We start from the raw sequence: 20267 nt of genomic DNA on the forward strand, positions 1-20267 counted from the left end.
TGTAAGCCAGATGTTTCTTATACTAAGGATTTTATTGTTTGTAAACGCTGTGGCAAATAATCTTTATTCGTTTGTTGATTATACAAGCATGAGTTTTAGTAACGACTGCTACAATAATTTTGCGTTTTTATAATGTTAAGAATAAGTCTAATACTATAGCCAATAAATAGTATTTTTAAGGATGAAATATGGCTACAATAAATTGTAAACCTGTAAACAATTTTAGATTCAGCACTCAAGGTGCTGCTGCTGTAAAGGATATTCAACGTAAACTAGATGATGGGAAAATTATATCGGGTTTAATGATGGCGGGAACATTTCATTTAATTTTTACTAAAACATCAGCCACATGGCACGTTGGATTAAATATTACAAGCGCTGATTGGGAGGGTTTAGCAAAAGCTGCTGGCGACTGGCCTACTACTTTACGTTCTATGATTGCTAGACAAGCGGCAGAAACTACTATTTTAACATCTGGTCAAGAAAGTATCTTCTGGGAGGAGCTAAGTAAATGCTTAAATCCATATTACTAACAATACCTTTAGTTTTCCTTTGTACCCCTCTATATGCATATGGACTTTTAAGTGAACAAGCCAGAGAGCAAAAAATTAGGGAAATAGTAAAAGCTGAGGCGGAACAAGCTAGACTAAGCTATGAAAAAAAATATGATGAATGTTTTAAAGCAAGTTTAGAGAATCCTATTTCTGTAGAAGTATTTAAACAAAATAAAATAAATTTGACAGAAGAAGAAGCTAAATATTCATTAATATATATATATGAGCGTAATTTTATTAAATGTATTGGTGATAGTTCTAGCCACTACCTTGTGGCATTAGATACAGCCAAACATTATGGTGTTACTGATTTCCCAAAATATAGTGTTCCTGATTTACATATAAATATTATGAAATATAAAGCTGATTATTTATCAATTGCTGATGATAAGCGAAAGCTCATTGAGAAAATAAGCGAAATGCAAAAACTTTTTAGCTTAAAGAAATAACATATAAAGTCGTTTTGCTTCTATTTGATAACTGTTATTTACTGTAGGTGCCTACTACACTATTGATGGCGGTGATAGCGCCTCATAAATGAATAGTTATTATTTATTTACATTTTAGGGTAGATAAATAATGAATTAACCCTCATATTAAGAGGGTTAACTTAATATTGTAGGTAGTCATGAGTAAATTTTTACTAAAAACGAGTTATACACCCGCAGGTGATCAACCTAATGCTATTAAAGAAATGGTGCAAGGTATCGAAGCAGGTTTATCTCACCAAACTTTACTAGGCGTTACGGGTTCTGGTAAAACCTTTAGTATTGCCAATGTCATTGCACAATTGCAACGTCCAACACTTATTATTGCCCCTAATAAAACCCTTGCTGCACAATTATATGGTGAGTTTAAAAGTTTCTTTCCAAATAACTCGGTAGAGTATTTTGTTTCCTATTACGATTATTATCAGCCAGAGGCCTATGTACCCTCTTCTGACACCTATATTGAGAAAGACTCCTCAATCAATGATCATATTGAGCAAATGCGTCTTTCAGCTACTAAAGCATTATTAGAAAGACCTGATGCGATTATCGTCGCTTCTGTATCTTCTATTTATGGTTTGGGTGATCCAGAATCCTATTTTAAAATGGTGTTGCATGTGGATCGTGGTGATAAACTTGATCAGCGAACACTATTACGTCGTTTAACAGAACTACAATATACCCGTAATGATTTTGATTTTGCACGTGCCACGTTTCGGGTGCGCGGTGATGTGATAGATATCTACCCTGCTGAATCTGATTTAGAAGCTATTCGCCTAGAATTATTTGATGATGAAGTAGAAAATATTGCAGCCTTTGATCCATTAACAGGTGAAATCCTGCACAAGCTACCACGCTTTACTTTTTACCCTAAAACTCACTATGCAACGCCTAGATCAGTTTTATTAGAAGCCGTGGAACATATTAAAGAAGAACTAAAAGAACGCTTAGAATATTTACATGCTAATAATAAACTCGTTGAAGCCCAACGTTTAGAACAACGCACTAAATTCGATTTAGAAATGATGGTTGAACTAGGCTATTGTAATGGTATAGAAAACTACTCACGCTACCTATCTGGTAGAGCGCCAGGCGAGCCTCCTCCTACGCTATATGATTATTTACCTGATAATGCTTTATTGGTTATCGATGAATCACATGTGACTGTACCGCAAATTGGTGCCATGTATAAAGGTGATCGCTCCAGAAAAGAAACCTTAGTGGAGTATGGTTTCCGCCTTCCTTCTGCCTTAGATAATCGCCCTTTACGGTTTGAAGAATGGGAAGCGATCAGCCCACAGACTATTTTTGTTTCTGCTACACCGAGTACTTATGAGGCGGAACATGCTGGTCAAGTGGTGGAGCAAGTAGTTAGACCAACAGGCTTAGTTGATCCAGAAATTGAAGTACGCCCTGCTACTACGCAGGTCGATGACTTACTCTCTGAAATCAGAAAACGGGTTAATAAACAAGAACGTGTGCTAGTCACTACCCTTACTAAGCGAATGGCTGAAGATTTAACCGACTACCTAGCAGACCATGATATTAAGGTTCGTTACTTACACTCTGATATTGATACCGTAGAACGGGTAGAGATTATTCGTGATCTAAGGATGGGTACTTTTGATGTATTGGTAGGTATTAACTTACTTCGTGAAGGACTAGATATGCCCGAAGTATCCTTAGTGGCTATTCTTGATGCGGATAAAGAGGGTTTTTTACGTTCCGAACGCTCCCTTATTCAAACCATTGGTCGTGCTGCCCGTAACTTGCATGGTAAAGCTATTCTTTATGCAGATAGAATTACAGGCTCTATGCAACGTGCAATCGACGAAACAGAGCGTCGTCGTACTAAACAAATTGCCTTTAATGAAACACATGGCATCACTCCCATTGGTGTACAACGTGATATTACTGATATCATGGAAGGTGCTAATATTCCAGGTGCGCGTGGTGGTAAACGTCGTAGCCTTGCTAAAGTGGCTGAAGAAAGTGGCAGATACGATATTGAATTACGAACCCCAGCAGATTACGCAAAACGAATCAAGCAACTTGAAGAACAAATGTATAAATTAGCAAAAGATCTAGAATTTGAAAAAGCAGCACAATTAAGAGATCAAATTCAATTACTACGCCAACAAGCACTCGCCATTAGCTAACAATTTGCTGAACAAATTAAGCTATTTTATGAACCATTGTCTAATTTGTTGGAATTAATAAATTGAATTAAAGTCTAGTATAAGAGAAGACATCATTATCTGCTATTACCAAGCATGCTAGTAACCACTAGTAAGCAAATAGATTTACCCAGTATATAAGTTATAAATACTGAGAATGAGACGAACTTATCACTCATATCAATGGTTAACTTAGTAAATGCTTGGTAATGATACTTCACTTATTACCCTATCACGCTGAGGAATTTATAAATGAGCATAAGTAAATGCATTAATACCGTTATAGCCAGTTCTCTACTAGTTTTATTAGTAGGCTGTACGCAAAATCAAGGAACTAAGAGCAATTTAGTTGCCCATAATGCTTTAGAACAAGAAATATCGATTGAAACGATATGGAACGACTATAAAGAAAACTTCCCTGAAGCTACTTCTAAATGGACACAAGTGGAGGTAGTGCTAACAGGTACAGTTAAGAATATTGATAGTAAAGAGCTTCCATCACAACAAAATAAAGATAAAGCCACCGTCTATTACTTTGTGACTTTAAAAGATCAAGTTAATACAAGCTGTACTGGTGTTATTAAAATGAGCAACGATGTACCTAATATAGAACGAGTAACAGCCCTTAAAAAAGGTGATGTAGTCACTATTAAAACAAAACTTTATCAACCTGAACGTTTTATTACAGGCGATATTCCTAAATGTTCTTTCTTATTTGATCATGGTGTTATTAAACCAGTAGAAAAAATAACTAACTAACCCCCTCATTAACTTATTAATCGTTAATTGGGTAAATCTGCCAGTATATTCAGATACTTTAGCAATTTACCCTTAACTTTTAACCATAAATCAATAACTAACAAACTGCCTAAATTTCCTGCCAACTTTCCTAATGCTTTAGTGTATAATTCGCACAATTTTGTTAGCTATTTATTAGGAATGTGTTCATGTTGCTTTCTGCTCTTACTGCTGTGTCTCCTATCGATGGCCGCTATGGCTCTAAAACAGAAGATCTACGCCCTATTTTTAGTGAATATGGCTTAATTCGTTTCCGTGTAATGGTAGAAGTACGTTGGTTGCAACGTCTAGCAAGTCATCCTCAAATTCCAGAAGTAGCGCCTTTTTCTAAACAGGCTAATGATTTATTAAACAGCCTAGTAACAGATTTTAAAGAATCCTATGCACAGCGCATTAAAGAAATTGAAAGAACCACCAACCATGATGTTAAAGCGGTTGAATACTTTATTAAAGAGCAGGTAGCTAATCTACCTGAACTGGCTAAAGTCAACGAATTTATCCATTTTGCCTGCACCTCAGAAGATATTAACAATCTATCACACGCCCTAATGCTCCGCGCAGGCCGTGATGAAGTGATTGTGCCTACCATGAATAAAATTGTTGAAGCCATTAAAGTATTAGCCAAACAGTTTGCAGAAATACCTATGCTCTCTCGCACACATGGCCAACCTGCTTCACCTACTACTTTAGGTAAAGAAATGGCTAATGTGGCTTATCGTCTACAACGTCAAATCAACCAAATCATAGGCGTACAACTACTGGGTAAAATTAATGGTGCAGTAGGTAATTACAACGCCCACTTATCCGCTTACCCCGATATAGATTGGGAAGCAAATGCACAAGACTTTATTGAAAAAGAACTTGGTTTAGCATGGAATCCTTATACCACTCAAATCGAACCCCATGACTATATCGCAGAATTATTTGATGCTGTAGCGCGCTTTAATACCATTCTTATTGATTTTGATCGCGATATTTGGGGCTACATCTCTTTAGGCTACTTTAAGCAAAAAACCATTGCAGGTGAAATTGGTTCATCTACTATGCCACATAAAGTAAACCCTATTGATTTTGAAAACTCAGAAGGCAACTTAGGTCTAGCCAATGCTATCTTACAACACCTCGCTAGCAAACTACCTGTGTCTCGCTGGCAACGTGATTTAACTGATTCTACCGTATTACGTAATCTAGGGGTTGGTTTAGCCCATAGCTTAATTGCTTATGAAGCGAGCTTAAAAGGCATTAGTAAATTAGAAATTAATACCAACCGTTTAGCCGAAGATTTAGATAACTGTTGGGAAGTGTTAGCAGAACCTATCCAAACAGTTATGCGTCGTTATGGCGTGGAAAATCCTTATGAAAAACTAAAAGAGCTAACCCGTGGCAAAGGGATTACGCCAGATGCCCTTTTAGCCTTTATCGAGACACTTGAAATACCAGATACAGCAAAAACCGAATTAAAAGCATTAACCCCAGCCAACTATATTGGCAATGCTGTTGTACAGGCAAAGCGGATTTAATAAATGCAAATTGATCAACCATTAACTTTATTGGGTGGTATCTCACCCAGTACTTTTATGCAAGAGTATTGGCAGCGTAAACCTTTATTGGTACGTGGTGCATTTACTAATTTTAAAAACCCTATTAATCCTGATGAACTCGCAGGTTTATCACTCGAAGAAGAAATAGAGTCAAGAATTGTTATTGAACACGGTAATACACCTTGGGAGTTATTGCATGGGCCTTTTGTTGCAGAAACTTTCCAAAACTTACCTGAAACAAATTGGACTTTATTAGTACAGGCTGTGGATCAATTTATACCAGAAGTGGCTCAGCTATTTGAACCCTTTAGCTTTATTCCTAAATGGCGCTTTGATGACATTATGATTAGCTATGCGGCCAAAGGTGGTAGTGTTGGCCCTCACTTTGATTACTATGATGTGTTTTTAATTCAAAGCCATGGTCAACGTCGTTGGAAAATTGGACCACAAGAAAACAGCCAAAGCCCTCGCCTTGATCATCCTGACTTAAGATTATTAGCTGACTTTAAACAAACTGATGAATGGCTGCTTGAACCAGGCGATATGCTCTATTTACCACCACAGTTCGCCCATTATGGTATTGCTGAAACAGACTGTATGACTATATCTGTGGGCTTAAGAGCGCCCAGCACACAAGAAATACTAATCCATTATACAGACTATCTAAGTCAATTTTATGCCGAAGAATTTCGTTATAATGACCTTGAACAAAAAGCCGTTACTAAAGATCCACATTTTATTGATGAAGCAGCCTTAACAAGACTGAAAAAAACCTTACAGGAAGCACTGCAAGACGATCAAAAGTTGCTTACATGGTTTGGTCAACATGTGACTGAACCTCGCTATCCTGAACGTTTGATGGGTGAAACGCTTACCGAGCAAGAACTTGTTAATACTATAGACAATGGTGCGATAGTCATTCGTAATCCAAGTGGTAAACTTGCGTGGTCAATTTTTAATGATGAAGCAATCTTATTTGCCAGTGGATTTAGTCGTAGTTTCTCAACACATTATGCAGATTTACTCCGTTTAATTTGTGAAACCAATGCACTTTACCAAGAGAACTTACAAGCTTGGCTCAAAGACCCTATCGCCACTACCCTATTAACTGAATTAATTAAACAAGGAACATTGGAGTTTTTCAATGAGTAAGACCTTTGTTCGTAAAGCTGATTGGCAAACAGATATGGTCGATATCATGCGAATCAGAGAAGCCGTGTTTATTAATGAGCAAAACGTTCCTGCAGAACAAGAATGGGATGATCTCGATAGTTGTTCCACTCATTTCCTAGCGGTTGATGGCAGTTATGCTATGGGAACAGCTCGTTTAACCAAAGAAACTGAGGATTGTGCAAGAATTAGCCGCGTTGCTGTACTAAAAGATTGGCGTGGTTTAAGTATTGGTGACGAACTTTTGCATGCAGCTATTGAAGAAGCAAAACTGCAAGAATTCGCTAAACTAACCCTTACCGCCCAAACACATGCCACTAAATTTTATAAACGCTTTGGTTTTGAAGTAATAAGCGATGAGTTTCTTGAGGTAGGTATACCTCATGTGGAAATGCTGTTAGCCATTTAATCAATCAATACAGTATATTACTACTGTCTATCTTATTTGTATTTGTAAAATAAGCTCATCTTAGGATGAGCTTATTAATTTAAGAATTTTAAACTAGCAATATATTATTCAAATTGTAAAGACCTGATTCTGGAAAAAGGCTTTGCATATTAGAACCATTCAACAGGTTTGGGACAAGGACTTCCATTATAACCAATTGTATCTTCATATACATAATAAAGAGGTGTATTCATATTTGATTGATGAAAGTACCCTTTTGCCCAAGTACAATACCGAGTATTACCCTCTATTCGAAAATCTGAAAGATTCCAATATCCCCAATAATATTCTGGTAAACCAGGAATTGAACCTGCTAGTGACAAGGTTGAGAATAGCATTAAAAATCCAATAGCAATTACTTTTTTCATTGTTATATCCTTTTAAATTACTGCGTTTATTTTTGTACTTCTACAACATTGCGTATTGATATTAGCTTGGTAGATTGTAGGCAAATATACAACTTTAGTCGTATTAGTAATCTTATGGACGCATTCTATGATTTAGAACAAAATTAGCCTTATTACTCTCTAACCTAAAATTATTAATAATAAGCTATGAAATGATTATTATTTAGCCATTATGAAATATTCTGTAATAAATCCCATAATTTTTACTCATTACTCATCACTTTATAAATGATAAATATTATTATTAAATATTAGATAATATTCCATATAAATCATATAGTTATAATATATTTGAATGATAATGATAATACTTTTATATAATTAATAAAAATCATTATCAAAGAACAATAGCAGTATTACTTATCTAACTTTTCCAATACTTTTTTTTTACAAATTTTTGACATTAATAATAATAGCCTTACTAAGACATTTTACTTAGTACTTTGTTAGTAACTTTTAACAAAATGATTTTTTTACAATTAATACAAGATGACTGGTAAGTTTGAAGTGTTAAGTAAAGTAAAACTGAATACCTAATTGTCATAAAGGAATACATTAAATGAAAATTAACAACTATCTTGCAGAGTTTATTGGTACCTTTGTACTTGTCTTATGTGTTTGCGGCACTGCTGTCATGAATGCTGCCTATCCTAATCTTGGTGTTGGTTTTTTAGGTGTAGCTTTAGCAGCGGGTCTAGCTGTGTTAGTAATGGCTTATGCAGTTGGTCATATTTCAGGTGGTCACTTTAACCCTGCAGTAACTATTGGTTTATGGGCGGGTGGACGTTTCAGTGCAAAAGAAATCACACCTTATATTATTTCTCAAGTAATTGGCGCAACGGTAGCGGGTGGTGTGCTATATCTAATTGCCAGCGGTCAAACAGATTTTAACTTGGCAGGTGGTTTTGCCTCTACTGGTTATGGCGAACATTCTCCTGGTGGTTATTCAATGGCTGCTGCTTTTATATGTGAACTTGTCTTTACTGCGATTTTCTTATTCGTGATTATGAGTGTAACAGATAAAAAAGCGGCTACTCAGTTTGCTCCACTAGCTATTGGCTTATGCTTAGTAATTATCCACTTAGCAGCAATTCCTGTTAGTAATGCTTCTGTTAATCCTGCAAGAAGTACAGGCGTAGCTCTTTATGCAGGCGGTTGGGCATTAGCTGAGCTATGGTTATTCTGGTTAGCGCCAATCGCTGGTGGTGTTATTGGAGCATTAGCTTACCGTGTGGTTAATAGTACACAAAGCATGGAAGAAATGGCTGAAACAAACGTGCCTACTTAAGTTGACTAATCATTTTAGTTGATATCCTCTAATAACTAGCCGCTCAATAAAATGAGCGGCTAGTTACTATAAAGCTTAAATAACAGTTATCAATCAACTCTTTTATAGCTCATCCATCCTTCCATAAATTAACTTCTCCTAAAAATTAAACACGTATTAGAAAAAATACAAATATTTTTTAAAAAACAGTTACATATTTGAATAATAACTGAATAAACTATGTTTCGTTATAGCCAATATAGCTATTAAAAAGTATATTAATAATCACGCTAAGCAAAGGAATTACATCCTTACAAACCTTTCTTAAGCTATAGTTTTACTTTTCTAAATAATCACATCAGTGTTTTTATATCGATCATTTTATTTGTTCTTCCTATACTTAGCTTGTACTAGCACATATCTTTATTTCACTGTTATCTCTTTTACAACAGAGATAACATTTTTAAGTTATATTGATGGAGATGTTTCTATGCGTAAACTGACTGTTGGAGCAGCTTTGTTATCAGTTTGTTTAGCAAATACCGTAGTAGCTGATTATTACCATAAGCAACAAGGTTGTAAAATAAAGATCCAAAAATTGCAACAACAACTTGAATATGCAAAAACTTATGGCAATACAAATCGTGTACAAGGCTTAGAAAGAGCCATTGCCAATGTTAAAACTTATTGTTTGGGGGATTATGATGAAAATTATAGTTATAACGACCAAACAAAGGATATTTCCAAATTAAAATCCAAAGTAGCGGATAAACAAGAGAAAGTTGATGAGCGAAATGAGGAGTTACTAGAGGCCATTGCCAAAGGTGACCCTGAGAAAATCGTTAAAAAAACAAGGAAGCTAAAAGAGGCAATGGCAGAGTTAGAGGAAGCAAAAAGCAATCTTGCCCTGTCTACTCAAGAATAACGCTATAAATAGGATAGGCTATAGCCTATCCTATCAATATTTCCGCTGATTTAGCAAACTACTTAGAAACTATAACAATCTGACAAATAATGATAATATTACCACTTTCCGTATTAGCTTAGATTGCTTAGTAATCTGTTCAATGTTGAGTAACATCAATGGATCCACGTAGTGAAGTACTGCTTCGCCAAGCTGAATTATTTAATGGCACAACCTTATTAGCAGGTTTACCTGCTGATGAATTACTAAGCAAACTGCCACAAGCAACAGGCTGGACATGGTTAGCCAGTGACTGGCAAATGCTTAGTCATCACTATCAACAGCGTATCCATTTAGCGACAAGCGCCCCAGCTAGCAAGTTTCAGACAACTGTGCTATTTTTATCCAAATCAAAAGAACTAACTGAATACTTACTGCAAGCGTTAGCGGCTTCTACAGAACAGCAAGGCTTACTCTATTTAGTAGGCGAGAAAAAAGCAGGTATTGAACGAGCAGCCAAACAATTAGCACACTATGGCAAAACCCGTAAACTGGATAGTGCTAGGCATTGCCAACTATGGCAAGTACAGATTAATGAAGCTATTAGCGCTCCTCAACTAGCAGACTTTGCCCAATCCTATACCGTTAACAACCTCACTATTAGCAGTTTTGCAGGGGTATTTAGTCATGGTCATTTAGATAAGGGTAGCCAATTACTTATCCAGCATCTTGATAAAATACCTGCAGGCAAAATACTCGATTTTGGATGTGGTGCAGGAGTAATTGGTGCTTTATTAAAACAACGCTACCCACAATCTACTGTTTACTTACAAGATGTGGATGTTTTTGCTATTGCAAGCAGTGAACAAACCTTAAACAATAATAATTTACAAGCTATTACTATTACGGGTGATGGTATTGCTGCATCGCCCAAAGGATTAACAGCCATTATCACCAATCCTCCTTTCCATCAAGGTATTCAAACCAATTATCAAACCACCGAACAACTATTACATTACGCTATCGATCACCTTGTTAAAGGGGGTGAATTACGCTTAGTGGCTAATAGTTTTTTAAAGTACCAACCCCTTATTGAACAGACTTTTGGTAATTGTCAAATATTGGCTGAAAGCAATGGTTTTAAAATTTACCGTGCTTGTAAAGTTTGATACATGAGGAATTTCAACGCTTTATCCTTTACTTTATTATAGCTAAACTATTATCCATTATTTCAATACTAACAATAGATAAATATTTACAATGCAAAAAATTATTCTTCATCTTCATGCACTTACTGCGGTTATTACCATTAGTTTATTTATCACACGCTTTGTAAGCTTGCGAGTAGGTGCAAAGTTTATGCAGCGAAAGTGGGTACGTATTGTGCCTCATCTTAACGATACTTGTTTATTAATTTTTGGCATTACCCTTGTTATACTGACACAACAGTACCCTAACCTATCAAGCCACTTTTGGCTAACTGAAAAACTATCCTTTCTAGTAGGCTATATTGTTTTTGGTTTTATGGCAATTAAAGGAACAACTTCTGCCATACGCTATATTGGTTTTGCCTTAGCATTAACTTGTTTTGCTTGCATTGTTTATTTAGTAAAAACTAAAGTACCTTTTTAGATAACACCTACACGCATATTAATAGGCCAAGCGATTGGTCTATTTAACATGGGATCTCCCCACATTACAGTAATATCATTGGCAAATAACTGCAGTATATCTTCTCGTCCTTTTTCCAAAGCCTGCTGTACGGCTGACCAAGTAGCAATATAGCCCAGAAACTGTTGCAAATTCCACTCTAGCTTGATTTCTAACTTTGGTGTATCAAGCGCTTGGAAAGGAAAATTAAGCGATGCATATCCTGTATCAACTAATTGCCGTTCAGCAGGCCAGTAACGACCAATTTGTTGCCAATAAAAATGCTGAAACCGCTCATTTAATACTGGCTCAAGATTTAAAACCCCATAACTAATTAAAGCCAGAACGCCACCATCAACCGCAATTCGTTGTACTTCTGCATAGAATTTTAGCAGATCAAACCAGTGCGCTGCCTGAGCGGCTGTTATCAAATTTGCACAGTTATCAGTCAAAGGTATTTGCTCTGCAGATGCACAATAATAGCTAACATGCTCATGGGGTATTGCATTATCAATCTGGCTGGCACTAGGATCAATACCAACCACCGTAGAAAAATACTGCGCCAATTGTTTTGTCAGTTGACCATTGCCACAACCAACATCCACCGCTATTTTTTTAGCGGGTACTACTGAAGCTAAGAAAGCAACAAGCTCTGCTGGATATTCTGGTCGAAAACGCGCATACTCCTTGCCGCCTTGTTCAAACCAGTTTTTTGATACTTTATTATTTATCACCATTATCTCCTAACATAACTAATATTTAATTCTGTGAGAAGCCTTACTATTAAAGGAAAAACTCCTTTAAACATTTTATTAAGGTTACATTAGCATTAACCTGTTTTGCTTATACTATTTATTTAGTAAAAACTAAATTTTTTTGATAATAATTATTTTATCTTTTAATAAAGTACCTTAAATTATTTAAAATCTTAGTTTTTTAAGTTCATTTGTAATTTACTCAAGCTTACTTTTAAGATTATTGTCATTTTTTTAATAAAGATAGCGTATAATTGGCCAATTATTTTTTACATCATAAATCCTAATAAAATTTATAATTTGCTTATATTTGGAGTATTGCATGTCACGCATGACTACATTGAGTCACTTTCTTATTGAACAAACCCGCAACCACAATACCCCTTCTGACTTACGACTCCTTATTGAAGTGGTAGCACGTGCTTGTAAAATGATTAATCGTTCAGTGACTAAAGGTGCACTTGGTGGTGTATTAGGCAGTTTGCAAAGTGAAAATGTACAAGGGGAAGTACAAAAGAAATTAGATGTACTTTCCAATGAAATCCTATTAGAAGCCAATGAATGGGGTGGTACACTAGCAGGTATGGCTTCTGAAGAAATGGACACCGTTCATCAAATTCCTGGCCGCTATCCTAAAGGCGCTTATTTATTAGTATTTGATCCACTGGATGGTTCTAGTAACGTAGATGTTAATGTATCAGTGGGTACTATCTTCTCAGTTTTACGTTGTCCTGCTGAGCATTTAAGTCAAAATGATCCCTTAAAAGAAGAAGCATTCTTACAACCTGGTACTGAACAAGTGGCGGCAGGTTATGCTATCTATGGTCCACAAACCATGTTAGTGCTTACTTTAGGCAATGGTGTTAAAGGTTTTACCCTTGACCCTGAATTAGGCAGTTTTGTTCTAACCCACGATAATATTAAAGTACCAGAGCAAACCACAGAGTTTGCTATTAATATGTCCAATCAACGCCATTGGCAACAACCTGTTAAACAATATGTCACGGAATTATTAGCTGGTACTGAAGGGCCACTAGGTAAAAACTATAATATGCGTTGGATTGCTTCAATGGTGGCCGATGTACATCGTATCTTAACCCGTGGTGGTATCTTTATGTATCCACGTGATGCCCGTGAACCAAGCAAACCAGGCAAATTACGTTTAATGTATGAAGCCAACCCCATGTCAATGATTATTGAACAAGCTGGCGGTGCAGCAACCAATGGACATCAACGTATTTTAGATATTCAACCAGAATCATTGCACGAGCGTGTTGCTGTATTCCTTGGCTCAAAACAAGAAGTTGAACGTATCACAAACTATCACCAACAACAGCAAAAATAACAAGGATAATACCATGTTTAAGAAAGTTACCCTTACTTTGTGTATCGCTACCCTTACCGTATTGGCAGGCTGTAATAAACTTACTGAAGATAACTACAGCAAATTAAAAATGGGTATGGAGCGTAAAGAAGTTGAACGTATCTTTGGTAGCCCCAAAGAATGCCAAAGCGCCTTTAAAGCAACTAACTGTAGTTGGCAAGAAGGTGACGCAACGTTACAAGTACAATTTGTAGAGAGTAAAGTGCTTAGCTATTTTGGCAATAAAATTAAATAGTCTCAATCCCTTGTCTTTCTTTAAAAAAAGAGTAATCTAATGAATAGATTACTCTTTTTTGTTTTTATCTGAACTATTATCACTATGCATACAACATCAGGCCGCTGGCTGTTAGGCTTAGCATTGGCTTTAACAACCGCTATTCTATGGGGTCTTTTACCTGTAGTTATGAAAGAAGTTTTAAAAGGCATGGACGCTTACACCGTCACATGGTATCGCTTTACGGTGGCTGGTGCCTGCTTATTTAGTTACCTTTACTTAAAAGGCAAATTACCCCGTTTTAAAAACTTTGGTTTTAAAGGATACCTATTGCTATCCTTAGCTATGCTAGGTTTATTGGGTAACTACGTTACTTATATGATGGGCTTAAACCTATTAACACCTGGTACAACTCAACTAATGATGCAAATCGGACAAATTATGCTGATTGTTAGCAGTGTCATTATCTTTAAAGAATCTTTTAATCATGTGCAAGTGATGGCTGTTATTATTTTATTAGTGGGTTTTCTACTGTTTTTTAATCAACGACTCATAGAGTTACTCACCTCCCTTGGCAGTTATACCATTGGTATTATTATTCTGATTATTTCGTCTATGTTATGGACAGGCTACGCGCTCTGCCAAAAGCAGCTGTTAGTGCAATGGAACTCCATGCAAATTTTAATGATGATTTATTTAGGCAGTAGCTTATTTTTATTTCCTACCAGTCATCCTTCACAAATTACCCAACTTACTAGCCTGCAATTTTGGTTACTGGTGTTTAGTTGTGCTAATACTATTATTGCTTATGGCGCCTTTGCTGAAGCCCTTGCCCACTGGGAAGCATCTAAAGTTACTGCTACGCTCGCAGTAGCTCCTTTAGTAACCTTTATAGGTGCCACGCTAGGCGCCTATTTCTGGCCCGCTTACTTTATCGCAGACGCTTTAAATATTTTAGCCTACTTGGGTGCTATTATTGTAGTGATGGGTTCAGCCTTAGTTGCCCTTTCCCCGATCGTGATGCAGAAAATAAAAGCACGCCGTAAACAAACTAACTATAGCCAGTTATCTTGATATTTCTTACAATACGCTCTTTTTATTGATTGAGGAGTTGCTAACTATGAAATCTGTTCCGCAAATATTGACCATTCAATCACATGTGGTTTTTGGTCATGCTGGTAATGCGGCGGCTGTATTTCCAATGCAACGCCTAGGCGTAAATGTATGGCCGCTTAATACCGTACAATTCTCTAACCACACCCAATATAAACAATGGACTGGGCAAGTTTTACCGCCTAAGCAAATTTTTGAATTGGCACAAGGTATTGAAGCCATTGGTGAATTAGCCAACTGTGATGCCATATTATCTGGCTATTTAGGCACAGCCCAACAAGGCCGTGAAATACTACAAGTGGTTAAGCATATTAAAGAGCTTAACCCAAAAGCTATTTATTTATGTGACCCTGTTATGGGACACCCTGAAAAAGGTTGTGTAGTCGCCCCTGAGGTGAGTGAATTTTTATTAAAAGAAGCTGCTTCAGCAGCCGATTACCTAACACCTAACCAACTAGAACTAGACAGCTTTATTGGTCGCCACCCTACTTCTCTAGCAGATTGTATTGAAATGGCCAAAAGCCTTTTAAAATATGGCCCTAAAGCCATTATGGTAAAACATCTAAATTATCCTGAGAAACAAGCTGATAGTTTTGAAATGCTATTAGTGACTGAACAAGAGACATGGCATTTACAACGCCCATTGTTAGCATTCCCCAAACAACCTGTAGGTGTAGGTGATTTAACATCAGGTATATTCTTATCTTGTTTATTACTTGGTAATAGCTTACTTGATGCCTTTGAATTTTGTGCTGCCGCTGTCCATGAAGTATTATTAGAGACGCAAAAACATGGCAGTTATGAGTTAGAATTAGTGGCTACACAAGATCGTATCGCTCACCCTAGAGTTAAATTTGCTGCTAAAAAGCTTTAGTACTCACCTAGGGAGAACTTATGCTAGCTTTTTTAATCGGTATTATCCTCGCCTTACTGGGTACTTTTTCATTATTTATAATGAATGTGATAGGCCTGTTATTAAAGCTAGATAGAATTGAAAACACACCTATTCGTTATATTTCCTCTACTATACTGGTCTTTATTCATGTTATTTTAACCATTATTGGGGTATGGTTTTTACTTGATTTATTGACCACTCACTTCAATATTGATACCTACGAAATGCGATCATGGCATGTGCTAGCGGGTATTATCGTTGGTTTTATTCCTGCTATTTTTATTTTAAGCAAGTCTGTCAATAAATTTAGATACTATATTGAACAAAAAAGACACAATAATAATGAATAAATAATACTGTTATTTATCCATTCTTTTTTTACTTTACTATTTTAAGGCTTGGTTTTTTACGAGGTGTGGGTGTATCTGGTGAGGGTGGAGTATCATCAGGCTCGTTATTTTCTTCGGTTAGTAATGGATCATCCTCAAAGAACATACCATAACCATTTTCTCTGGCATAAATGGCTTTAACAGCAGCAATAGGCACATAAGGCCTTTGTACTACGCCAGCAAAACGCCCTTCAAAACTGATTGCCTCATTATCCATTAATAAATGTTTAATGGCAGCAGGCGCAAGATTTAAAACAATCTGCCCATTTTCAGCAAAGCCATCAGGTACATTTACACTAGGTAGATTAATATCCACTACGATATAAGGGGTACAATTATTATCCAGAATCCACTCATACAACGCACGGATTAAATAAGGGCGATTAGAGTTCATTAATTGGCTCCTGCTAATTTTAACTCTTGGTCTGATAAACTCGCTTGGAAACTTTCTCTTTTAAAACCTCGCTCCATATACGCTAGCAATCCTTTAGCTGTTTTAGGGATTTCAATATCCAATACAGATAAACGCCATAAAATAGGTAATAAACAACAATCCGCTAACGAGAAATCATTGCTAAGAAAATAAGGTTTGTCGCTAAATACCGCAGAAACACCAATTAAACTCTCTCTTAATTCTTTACGAGCGGCATTTTGAATAGTTACTTTAGTTTTAGGATCAAGAATAAGGTCAACTAAACGACACCAATCTTTCTGAATACGATACACTAATAATCGCTTAGCCGCCTTGTCACTAGGATAAGCAGGTAGTAAGGGTGGATAAGGGTAACGATCTTCTAAATACTCCATAATAACGATGGAATCATACAGCACTAAATCGCGCTCAACTAACACAGGTAAACTACTATAAGGATTTAACTCTGCTAAATTAGGAGGATAATAGTTAGGGTCTACATTGCGTATTGTTATAGCAATATCTTTCTCTGCTAATACTAAACGTATACGATGAGAATAATGATCTATTGGACTCGAATAACATATAAAATGGGGGGTAGTACCCATATCAAATTCCTTAGACTGCTAGCAAAGATAATAATTTATTTATTATAGTATTATATCGTTGTAAATACATTGCTTTCCAGAGCAACCTAGCCAAAAGTTGATAGATATTGCTATTTTTAGTCGCTAATTGGATGTTTTATTTATAGATCTTATAAATAATGGCCAACTAATATAATTCCCCACACAATAAATATTGTCCATAAGCCTATAAATTGAGCAGCACTGCCTAAGTCCTTAGCATTTTTAGAAAGTTCATGTCGTTCCAACGAAATTCGATCAACCACTGCTTCAATTGCTGAGTTAAATAATTCAATAATTAATGATAATAAACAAACAGCAATCATCACTGCCCTTTCTACAGGCGCTACAGGAAGTAATAGCGCAATAGGAATTAAAACAATATTTAGCCCTACTAAAGAACGAAAAGCAGCCTCATTGATAATGGCTACTTTTAACCCATCCATAGAATAACCCGTTGCATTTATAACCCGTTTTAAACCACGTGTTCCTTTAAAAGGCGACTTTTCCATAATACTCTCTTTCAATATAACTTTATTGCTAGCTATTATCTCATTAATTAAATAACAGTTAATAAATTTAACATTTTATTAACAACATTTTTTATTCAGGGTAACGAACAATAGCAAAACGATTAAGCACAGGAATTTTGTTCACTAAGCGGAAAATAGGCTTGGTAATTTTAACTAAACCACTGCTTAATTTAGCCGCAAAAGGTGTGTACATTCCCCAACCTAAGGCTAATAATGCCAATACCAAACCACCGATATAATCATCTGATGCCCAGTGTGCGCCAGCAATTAATCGCGGCATCATAAAAATAATAGCCAGCAACCAAACAATAAAATATTGACTAAATTTACGGGCAAATACCGATAAGAACAATGCCCATATCATTAATACCGAAGCATGGTCACCTGGAAAACTTCGGTTTGAACTGTCTTTAATCTCTAATTTTTGTTCAAGAAAATCAAAATGCCTAGAAAGACGATAACTGTCTTCTAAAGTTGCTGTAGGGCTAGCATGTTGCCAGCCAGCAGCCATAATCAGTTTAGTGAATATAATGCGAATCACTACTTGTAATAACATAATCACTAATAAAGCAAAAAAAGCCTGTCTTACTACTTTGGCACTGTATAGCCAATCTGCTTTTATCAAAAGTACTAGTAAAATAATAGCAACGATAAAGTCAAAAAAGCGGCTACTCATTACCGCCCAAATACTCGCCCATGCATAGCTATCTTTTAACGAATCATTGATTACTCTAAAAAATGCAATATCAAACTTCATTGCTAAGTTATGGGTTAATGGCCATGCCCACAGCAATAACAAAACAAGTGCAAATACATTACAAAATACTATCTTTTTTGTTTGCCAGATAGGTTGTAATAATTGAGCATCGCCCATATATAATGATTCTCCGCTTTTCTGTTTAGTGACGAATAATGAATTAAGCCGACCATTATATTATGTGTAATATCACATCGTACAAAGATAGTCGTTAGTTGTTCATTATTCTGTAATGATTTACTGAGCATAATCTATAGGTTATTAGTTTATACTCATAGTTAACGGTAAAATGGTGAATAATACATTATCCTTTTGAGGCTTTAAAATACCCTTATGAAACAAGATATAACACAACGTTTCCTATTTGAAAACTTAGATGTACGTGGTGAAATAGTTTCCCTAGAGCATAGCTACCATGAAGTATTAACTCGTCATCAGTACCCTGCCCCTGTAGCTAAATTATTAGGCGAACTATTGGCAGCCAGCGCATTACTGTGTGGCACCTTAAAATTTGATGGTACATTAGTATTACAAGCACGTTCCGAAGGCCCTTTACCGCTATTAATGGTGGAATGTAACAGTAATCGTGAAATTCGTGGTATTGCGCGCTATGAAGCTGAACAAATTAGCGATTCAATGACTCTGCAAGAATTAATGCCAAATGGTATTTTGGCCTTAACTGTTGATCCTACTCAGGGAAAACGTTATCAAGGGATAGTGGCATTGGAAGGTGAAACCTTAGCCAGTAGCCTTTCTAGCTATTTTGCTAGCTCTGAGCAACTGCCTACCTTCTTTTGGCTATGTGCTAATGGTAAACAGGCTAAGGGTTTCTTATTGCAAGCCTTACCTGCTGAAAAACAACATGATGATGAGGAACGCCAAAATACTTGGCAACACCTCACAGTATTAGCAAACTCATTAAATGCTGATGAGTTTCTAGCAGTCGATAATATAACTATCTTACATCGCCTCTATCACGAAGAAGATATACGTCTTTTTGAACAACTGCCTATAAAATTTCATTGCAGTTGCTCCCGTGAACGCTCCGCCAATGCTTTACGTAGCCTAGGGGAACAAGATGCCTTTGCTTTACTGGAGGAACAACAAGGTAAAATCACCATTGATTGTCAGTTCTGTAATAAAGAATATATTTTTGATATAGCCGATGTTACCCAATTATTTAAGGATGGTTCAAGTAACCCTCCTGCTGAGACGAGGCATTAGTTATGACGCAAACACCACCTGCTAATATTTTTGCTCATCTGTTAGGTGAGCGTTACCACGAAATTCCCCAAGCGATTCAGGATTTTCATAATACGCCTTGTATATTATGGCAAGGCCAAGCAAAAGCAGGTGGTGCTACTCATTTTATGGCAAATCTTATGCGTAAAATAATGGGCTTTCCACAACCTGCTAATAACTTGCCTGTTACCGTCACTGTTTACTATACAGAGCAAGGTGAAGAATGCTGGACAAGGCGCTTTGGTGATTCAGAATTTTCTTCTACACTTGCGTTGGATAAAAACAACCCACAGCAAATGTACGAAAAGTTTGGCCCAGTCAAACAGTATTTTACCCTAGACATTATAGATAACTGGTTATACTGGAAATTACAGTATTGTACTTTTCTCGGCATAAAAATCCCACAACTGCTTTCGCCAAAAGTGGTTGCCAATGAGGGAGTAGATACTGAAGGTATCTATCAATTTGTCGCTAAAGTGACCCTGCCATTGATAGGTACTTTGGTTGAATACAATGGTTATTTAACTAAATCCCATTAAATCC

The 20267-nt window shown here is 36.3% G+C and carries 24 protein-coding genes; 18 read left to right on the top strand and 6 right to left on the bottom strand.

Annotation, left to right across the window (positions count from 1 at the left end; all coding sequences use genetic code 11):
* Positions 1 to 188 precede the first annotated feature (188 nt).
* From JHT90_RS09010 to JHT90_RS09040, 7 genes are all read left to right on the top strand, one after another.
* Positions 189 to 533 (top strand): hypothetical protein, encoded by a 345-nt coding sequence (locus JHT90_RS09010; protein WP_201090449.1) that lies wholly within the window; start codon positions 189 to 191, stop codon positions 531 to 533.
* On the top strand, positions 512 to 1003 hold the full coding sequence (locus JHT90_RS09015; RefSeq protein WP_201090450.1) for a hypothetical protein: 492 nt from the start codon (positions 512 to 514) through the stop codon (positions 1001 to 1003). Before JHT90_RS09010 ends, JHT90_RS09015 begins: the two co-directional genes overlap by 22 nt.
* Positions 1004 to 1182: 179 nt before the next feature.
* Complete coding sequence (gene uvrB / locus JHT90_RS09020; protein ID WP_201090451.1) at positions 1183 to 3201, top strand: excinuclease ABC subunit UvrB; 2019 nt, start codon at positions 1183 to 1185, stop codon at positions 3199 to 3201.
* 270 nt (positions 3202 to 3471) lie between these two features.
* Positions 3472 to 3978: an OB-fold protein gene (locus tag JHT90_RS09025; RefSeq protein ID WP_201090452.1), complete on the top strand. Its 507-nt coding sequence runs from the start codon at positions 3472 to 3474 to the stop codon at positions 3976 to 3978.
* Positions 3979 to 4166: 188 nt separating this feature from the next.
* A complete protein-coding gene (purB, locus tag JHT90_RS09030; RefSeq protein WP_201090453.1) occupies positions 4167 to 5537 on the top strand; it encodes an adenylosuccinate lyase in 1371 nt (456 codons plus the stop codon).
* Between the two features lie 3 nt (positions 5538 to 5540).
* Positions 5541 to 6710 (top strand): ribosomal protein uL16 3-hydroxylase, encoded by a 1170-nt coding sequence (locus JHT90_RS09035; RefSeq protein WP_201090454.1) that lies wholly within the window; start codon positions 5541 to 5543, stop codon positions 6708 to 6710.
* Complete coding sequence (locus JHT90_RS09040; protein WP_201090455.1) at positions 6703 to 7137, top strand: GNAT family N-acetyltransferase; 435 nt, start codon at positions 6703 to 6705, stop codon at positions 7135 to 7137. Before JHT90_RS09035 ends, JHT90_RS09040 begins: the two co-directional genes overlap by 8 nt.
* Before the next feature lie 149 nt (positions 7138 to 7286).
* Here JHT90_RS09040 and JHT90_RS09045 read toward each other — a convergent pair whose 3' ends face one another.
* Positions 7287 to 7544, bottom strand: a complete 258-nt coding sequence (locus tag JHT90_RS09045; protein ID WP_201090456.1) for a hypothetical protein — start codon at positions 7542 to 7544, stop codon at positions 7287 to 7289.
* Between the two features lie 604 nt (positions 7545 to 8148).
* Here JHT90_RS09045 and aqpZ point away from each other — a divergent pair.
* The 4 genes from aqpZ (at position 8149) to JHT90_RS09065 (ending at position 11386) form a co-directional block, all read left to right on the top strand.
* The gene (gene aqpZ / locus JHT90_RS09050; protein ID WP_201095822.1) at positions 8149 to 8871 is read left to right on the top strand and encodes an aquaporin Z; all 723 of its coding nucleotides are present in this window, start codon (positions 8149 to 8151) and stop codon (positions 8869 to 8871) included.
* A 469-nt stretch (positions 8872 to 9340) separates the two neighbouring features.
* A complete protein-coding gene (locus JHT90_RS09055) occupies positions 9341 to 9775 on the top strand; it encodes a DUF1090 domain-containing protein (protein WP_201090457.1) in 435 nt (144 codons plus the stop codon).
* Positions 9776 to 9933: 158 nt separating this feature from the next.
* Positions 9934 to 10923: a class I SAM-dependent methyltransferase gene (locus tag JHT90_RS09060; RefSeq protein WP_201090458.1), complete on the top strand. Its 990-nt coding sequence runs from the start codon at positions 9934 to 9936 to the stop codon at positions 10921 to 10923.
* A gap of 91 nt (positions 10924 to 11014) precedes the next feature.
* Positions 11015 to 11386 carry a SirB2 family protein gene (locus JHT90_RS09065; RefSeq protein ID WP_201090459.1) on the top strand — a complete coding sequence of 124 codons (372 nt, stop codon included), beginning with the start codon at positions 11015 to 11017 and terminating at the stop codon, positions 11384 to 11386.
* Here the strand turns inward: JHT90_RS09065 and JHT90_RS09070 are convergent.
* Entirely contained in the window at positions 11383 to 12141 is a 759-nt protein-coding gene (locus JHT90_RS09070; RefSeq protein WP_201090460.1) for a class I SAM-dependent methyltransferase, read from the bottom strand. The two genes, JHT90_RS09065 and JHT90_RS09070, sit on opposite strands and share 4 nt — an antisense overlap.
* Positions 12142 to 12481: 340 nt before the next feature.
* Here JHT90_RS09070 and JHT90_RS09075 point away from each other — a divergent pair, with 340 nt between their 5' ends.
* The 5 genes from JHT90_RS09075 to JHT90_RS09095 all read left to right on the top strand — a co-directional run bounded on the left by JHT90_RS09075 (position 12482) and on the right by JHT90_RS09095 (position 16115).
* The gene (locus JHT90_RS09075) at positions 12482 to 13504 is read left to right on the top strand and encodes a class 1 fructose-bisphosphatase (protein ID WP_201090461.1); all 1023 of its coding nucleotides are present in this window, start codon (positions 12482 to 12484) and stop codon (positions 13502 to 13504) included.
* A gap of 13 nt (positions 13505 to 13517) precedes the next feature.
* Positions 13518 to 13778: a hypothetical protein gene (locus tag JHT90_RS09080; RefSeq protein WP_201090462.1), complete on the top strand. Its 261-nt coding sequence runs from the start codon at positions 13518 to 13520 to the stop codon at positions 13776 to 13778.
* A gap of 84 nt (positions 13779 to 13862) precedes the next feature.
* On the top strand, positions 13863 to 14831 hold the full coding sequence (locus tag JHT90_RS09085; RefSeq protein ID WP_201090463.1) for a DMT family transporter: 969 nt from the start codon (positions 13863 to 13865) through the stop codon (positions 14829 to 14831).
* 46 nt (positions 14832 to 14877) lie between these two features.
* Positions 14878 to 15744, top strand: a complete 867-nt coding sequence (pdxY, locus tag JHT90_RS09090) for a pyridoxal kinase PdxY (protein WP_201090464.1) — start codon at positions 14878 to 14880, stop codon at positions 15742 to 15744.
* A gap of 20 nt (positions 15745 to 15764) precedes the next feature.
* A complete protein-coding gene (locus JHT90_RS09095; RefSeq protein ID WP_201090465.1) occupies positions 15765 to 16115 on the top strand; it encodes a hypothetical protein in 351 nt (116 codons plus the stop codon).
* 28 nt (positions 16116 to 16143) lie between these two features.
* Here the strand turns inward: JHT90_RS09095 and JHT90_RS09100 are convergent, their stop codons facing one another.
* The 4 genes from JHT90_RS09100 to JHT90_RS09115 all read right to left on the bottom strand — a co-directional run bounded on the left by JHT90_RS09100 (position 16144) and on the right by JHT90_RS09115 (position 18599).
* Complete coding sequence (locus tag JHT90_RS09100; RefSeq protein WP_201090466.1) at positions 16144 to 16548, bottom strand: ClpXP protease specificity-enhancing factor; 405 nt, start codon at positions 16546 to 16548, stop codon at positions 16144 to 16146.
* On the bottom strand, positions 16548 to 17174 hold the full coding sequence (locus JHT90_RS09105; protein WP_201090467.1) for a glutathione S-transferase N-terminal domain-containing protein: 627 nt from the start codon (positions 17172 to 17174) through the stop codon (positions 16548 to 16550). Before JHT90_RS09105 ends, JHT90_RS09100 begins: the two co-directional genes overlap by 1 nt.
* A 149-nt stretch (positions 17175 to 17323) precedes the next feature.
* Positions 17324 to 17704 carry a diacylglycerol kinase gene (locus JHT90_RS09110; RefSeq protein ID WP_201090468.1) on the bottom strand — a complete coding sequence of 127 codons (381 nt, stop codon included), beginning with the start codon at positions 17702 to 17704 and terminating at the stop codon, positions 17324 to 17326.
* 91 nt (positions 17705 to 17795) lie between these two features.
* Entirely contained in the window at positions 17796 to 18599 is an 804-nt protein-coding gene (locus JHT90_RS09115) for a phosphatase PAP2 family protein (RefSeq protein ID WP_201090469.1), read from the bottom strand.
* A gap of 216 nt (positions 18600 to 18815) precedes the next feature.
* On the opposite strand from JHT90_RS09115, the gene hslO reads away from it, so the two are divergent.
* Positions 18816 to 19706 carry an Hsp33 family molecular chaperone HslO gene (hslO, locus tag JHT90_RS09120; RefSeq protein ID WP_201090470.1) on the top strand — a complete coding sequence of 297 codons (891 nt, stop codon included), beginning with the start codon at positions 18816 to 18818 and terminating at the stop codon, positions 19704 to 19706.
* Between the two features lie 2 nt (positions 19707 to 19708).
* Positions 19709 to 20263: a DUF4166 domain-containing protein gene (locus JHT90_RS09125; RefSeq protein WP_201090471.1), complete on the top strand. Its 555-nt coding sequence runs from the start codon at positions 19709 to 19711 to the stop codon at positions 20261 to 20263.
* Positions 20264 to 20267: the final 4 nt, after the last annotated feature.

Source organism: Entomomonas asaccharolytica (genome assembly GCF_016653615.1).
Lineage (GTDB): Bacteria > Pseudomonadota > Gammaproteobacteria > Pseudomonadales > Pseudomonadaceae > Entomomonas > Entomomonas asaccharolytica.

Coding starts and splice junctions, on each gene's coding strand:
- purB (WP_201090453.1), top strand. CDS start 4,167: ATGTTGCTTTCTGCTCTTACTGCTGTGTCTCCTATCGATGGCCGCTAT.
- JHT90_RS09070 (WP_201090460.1), bottom strand. CDS start 12,141: ATGGTGATAAATAATAAAGTATCAAAAAACTGGTTTGAACAAGGCGGC.
- JHT90_RS09085 (WP_201090463.1), top strand. CDS start 13,863: ATGCATACAACATCAGGCCGCTGGCTGTTAGGCTTAGCATTGGCTTTA.
- JHT90_RS09045 (WP_201090456.1), bottom strand. CDS start 7,544: ATGAAAAAAGTAATTGCTATTGGATTTTTAATGCTATTCTCAACCTTG.
- JHT90_RS09015 (WP_201090450.1), top strand. CDS start 512: ATGCTTAAATCCATATTACTAACAATACCTTTAGTTTTCCTTTGTACC.
- JHT90_RS09010 (WP_201090449.1), top strand. CDS start 189: ATGGCTACAATAAATTGTAAACCTGTAAACAATTTTAGATTCAGCACT.
- JHT90_RS09125 (WP_201090471.1), top strand. CDS start 19,709: ATGACGCAAACACCACCTGCTAATATTTTTGCTCATCTGTTAGGTGAG.
- JHT90_RS09035 (WP_201090454.1), top strand. CDS start 5,541: ATGCAAATTGATCAACCATTAACTTTATTGGGTGGTATCTCACCCAGT.
- JHT90_RS09095 (WP_201090465.1), top strand. CDS start 15,765: ATGCTAGCTTTTTTAATCGGTATTATCCTCGCCTTACTGGGTACTTTT.
- JHT90_RS09115 (WP_201090469.1), bottom strand. CDS start 18,599: ATGGGCGATGCTCAATTATTACAACCTATCTGGCAAACAAAAAAGATA.
- JHT90_RS09055 (WP_201090457.1), top strand. CDS start 9,341: ATGCGTAAACTGACTGTTGGAGCAGCTTTGTTATCAGTTTGTTTAGCA.
- JHT90_RS09025 (WP_201090452.1), top strand. CDS start 3,472: ATGAGCATAAGTAAATGCATTAATACCGTTATAGCCAGTTCTCTACTA.
- JHT90_RS09100 (WP_201090466.1), bottom strand. CDS start 16,548: ATGAACTCTAATCGCCCTTATTTAATCCGTGCGTTGTATGAGTGGATT.
- JHT90_RS09060 (WP_201090458.1), top strand. CDS start 9,934: ATGGATCCACGTAGTGAAGTACTGCTTCGCCAAGCTGAATTATTTAAT.
- uvrB (WP_201090451.1), top strand. CDS start 1,183: ATGAGTAAATTTTTACTAAAAACGAGTTATACACCCGCAGGTGATCAA.
- hslO (WP_201090470.1), top strand. CDS start 18,816: ATGAAACAAGATATAACACAACGTTTCCTATTTGAAAACTTAGATGTA.
- JHT90_RS09075 (WP_201090461.1), top strand. CDS start 12,482: ATGTCACGCATGACTACATTGAGTCACTTTCTTATTGAACAAACCCGC.
- pdxY (WP_201090464.1), top strand. CDS start 14,878: ATGAAATCTGTTCCGCAAATATTGACCATTCAATCACATGTGGTTTTT.
- JHT90_RS09110 (WP_201090468.1), bottom strand. CDS start 17,704: ATGGAAAAGTCGCCTTTTAAAGGAACACGTGGTTTAAAACGGGTTATA.
- JHT90_RS09105 (WP_201090467.1), bottom strand. CDS start 17,174: ATGGGTACTACCCCCCATTTTATATGTTATTCGAGTCCAATAGATCAT.
- JHT90_RS09065 (WP_201090459.1), top strand. CDS start 11,015: ATGCAAAAAATTATTCTTCATCTTCATGCACTTACTGCGGTTATTACC.
- JHT90_RS09080 (WP_201090462.1), top strand. CDS start 13,518: ATGTTTAAGAAAGTTACCCTTACTTTGTGTATCGCTACCCTTACCGTA.
- JHT90_RS09040 (WP_201090455.1), top strand. CDS start 6,703: ATGAGTAAGACCTTTGTTCGTAAAGCTGATTGGCAAACAGATATGGTC.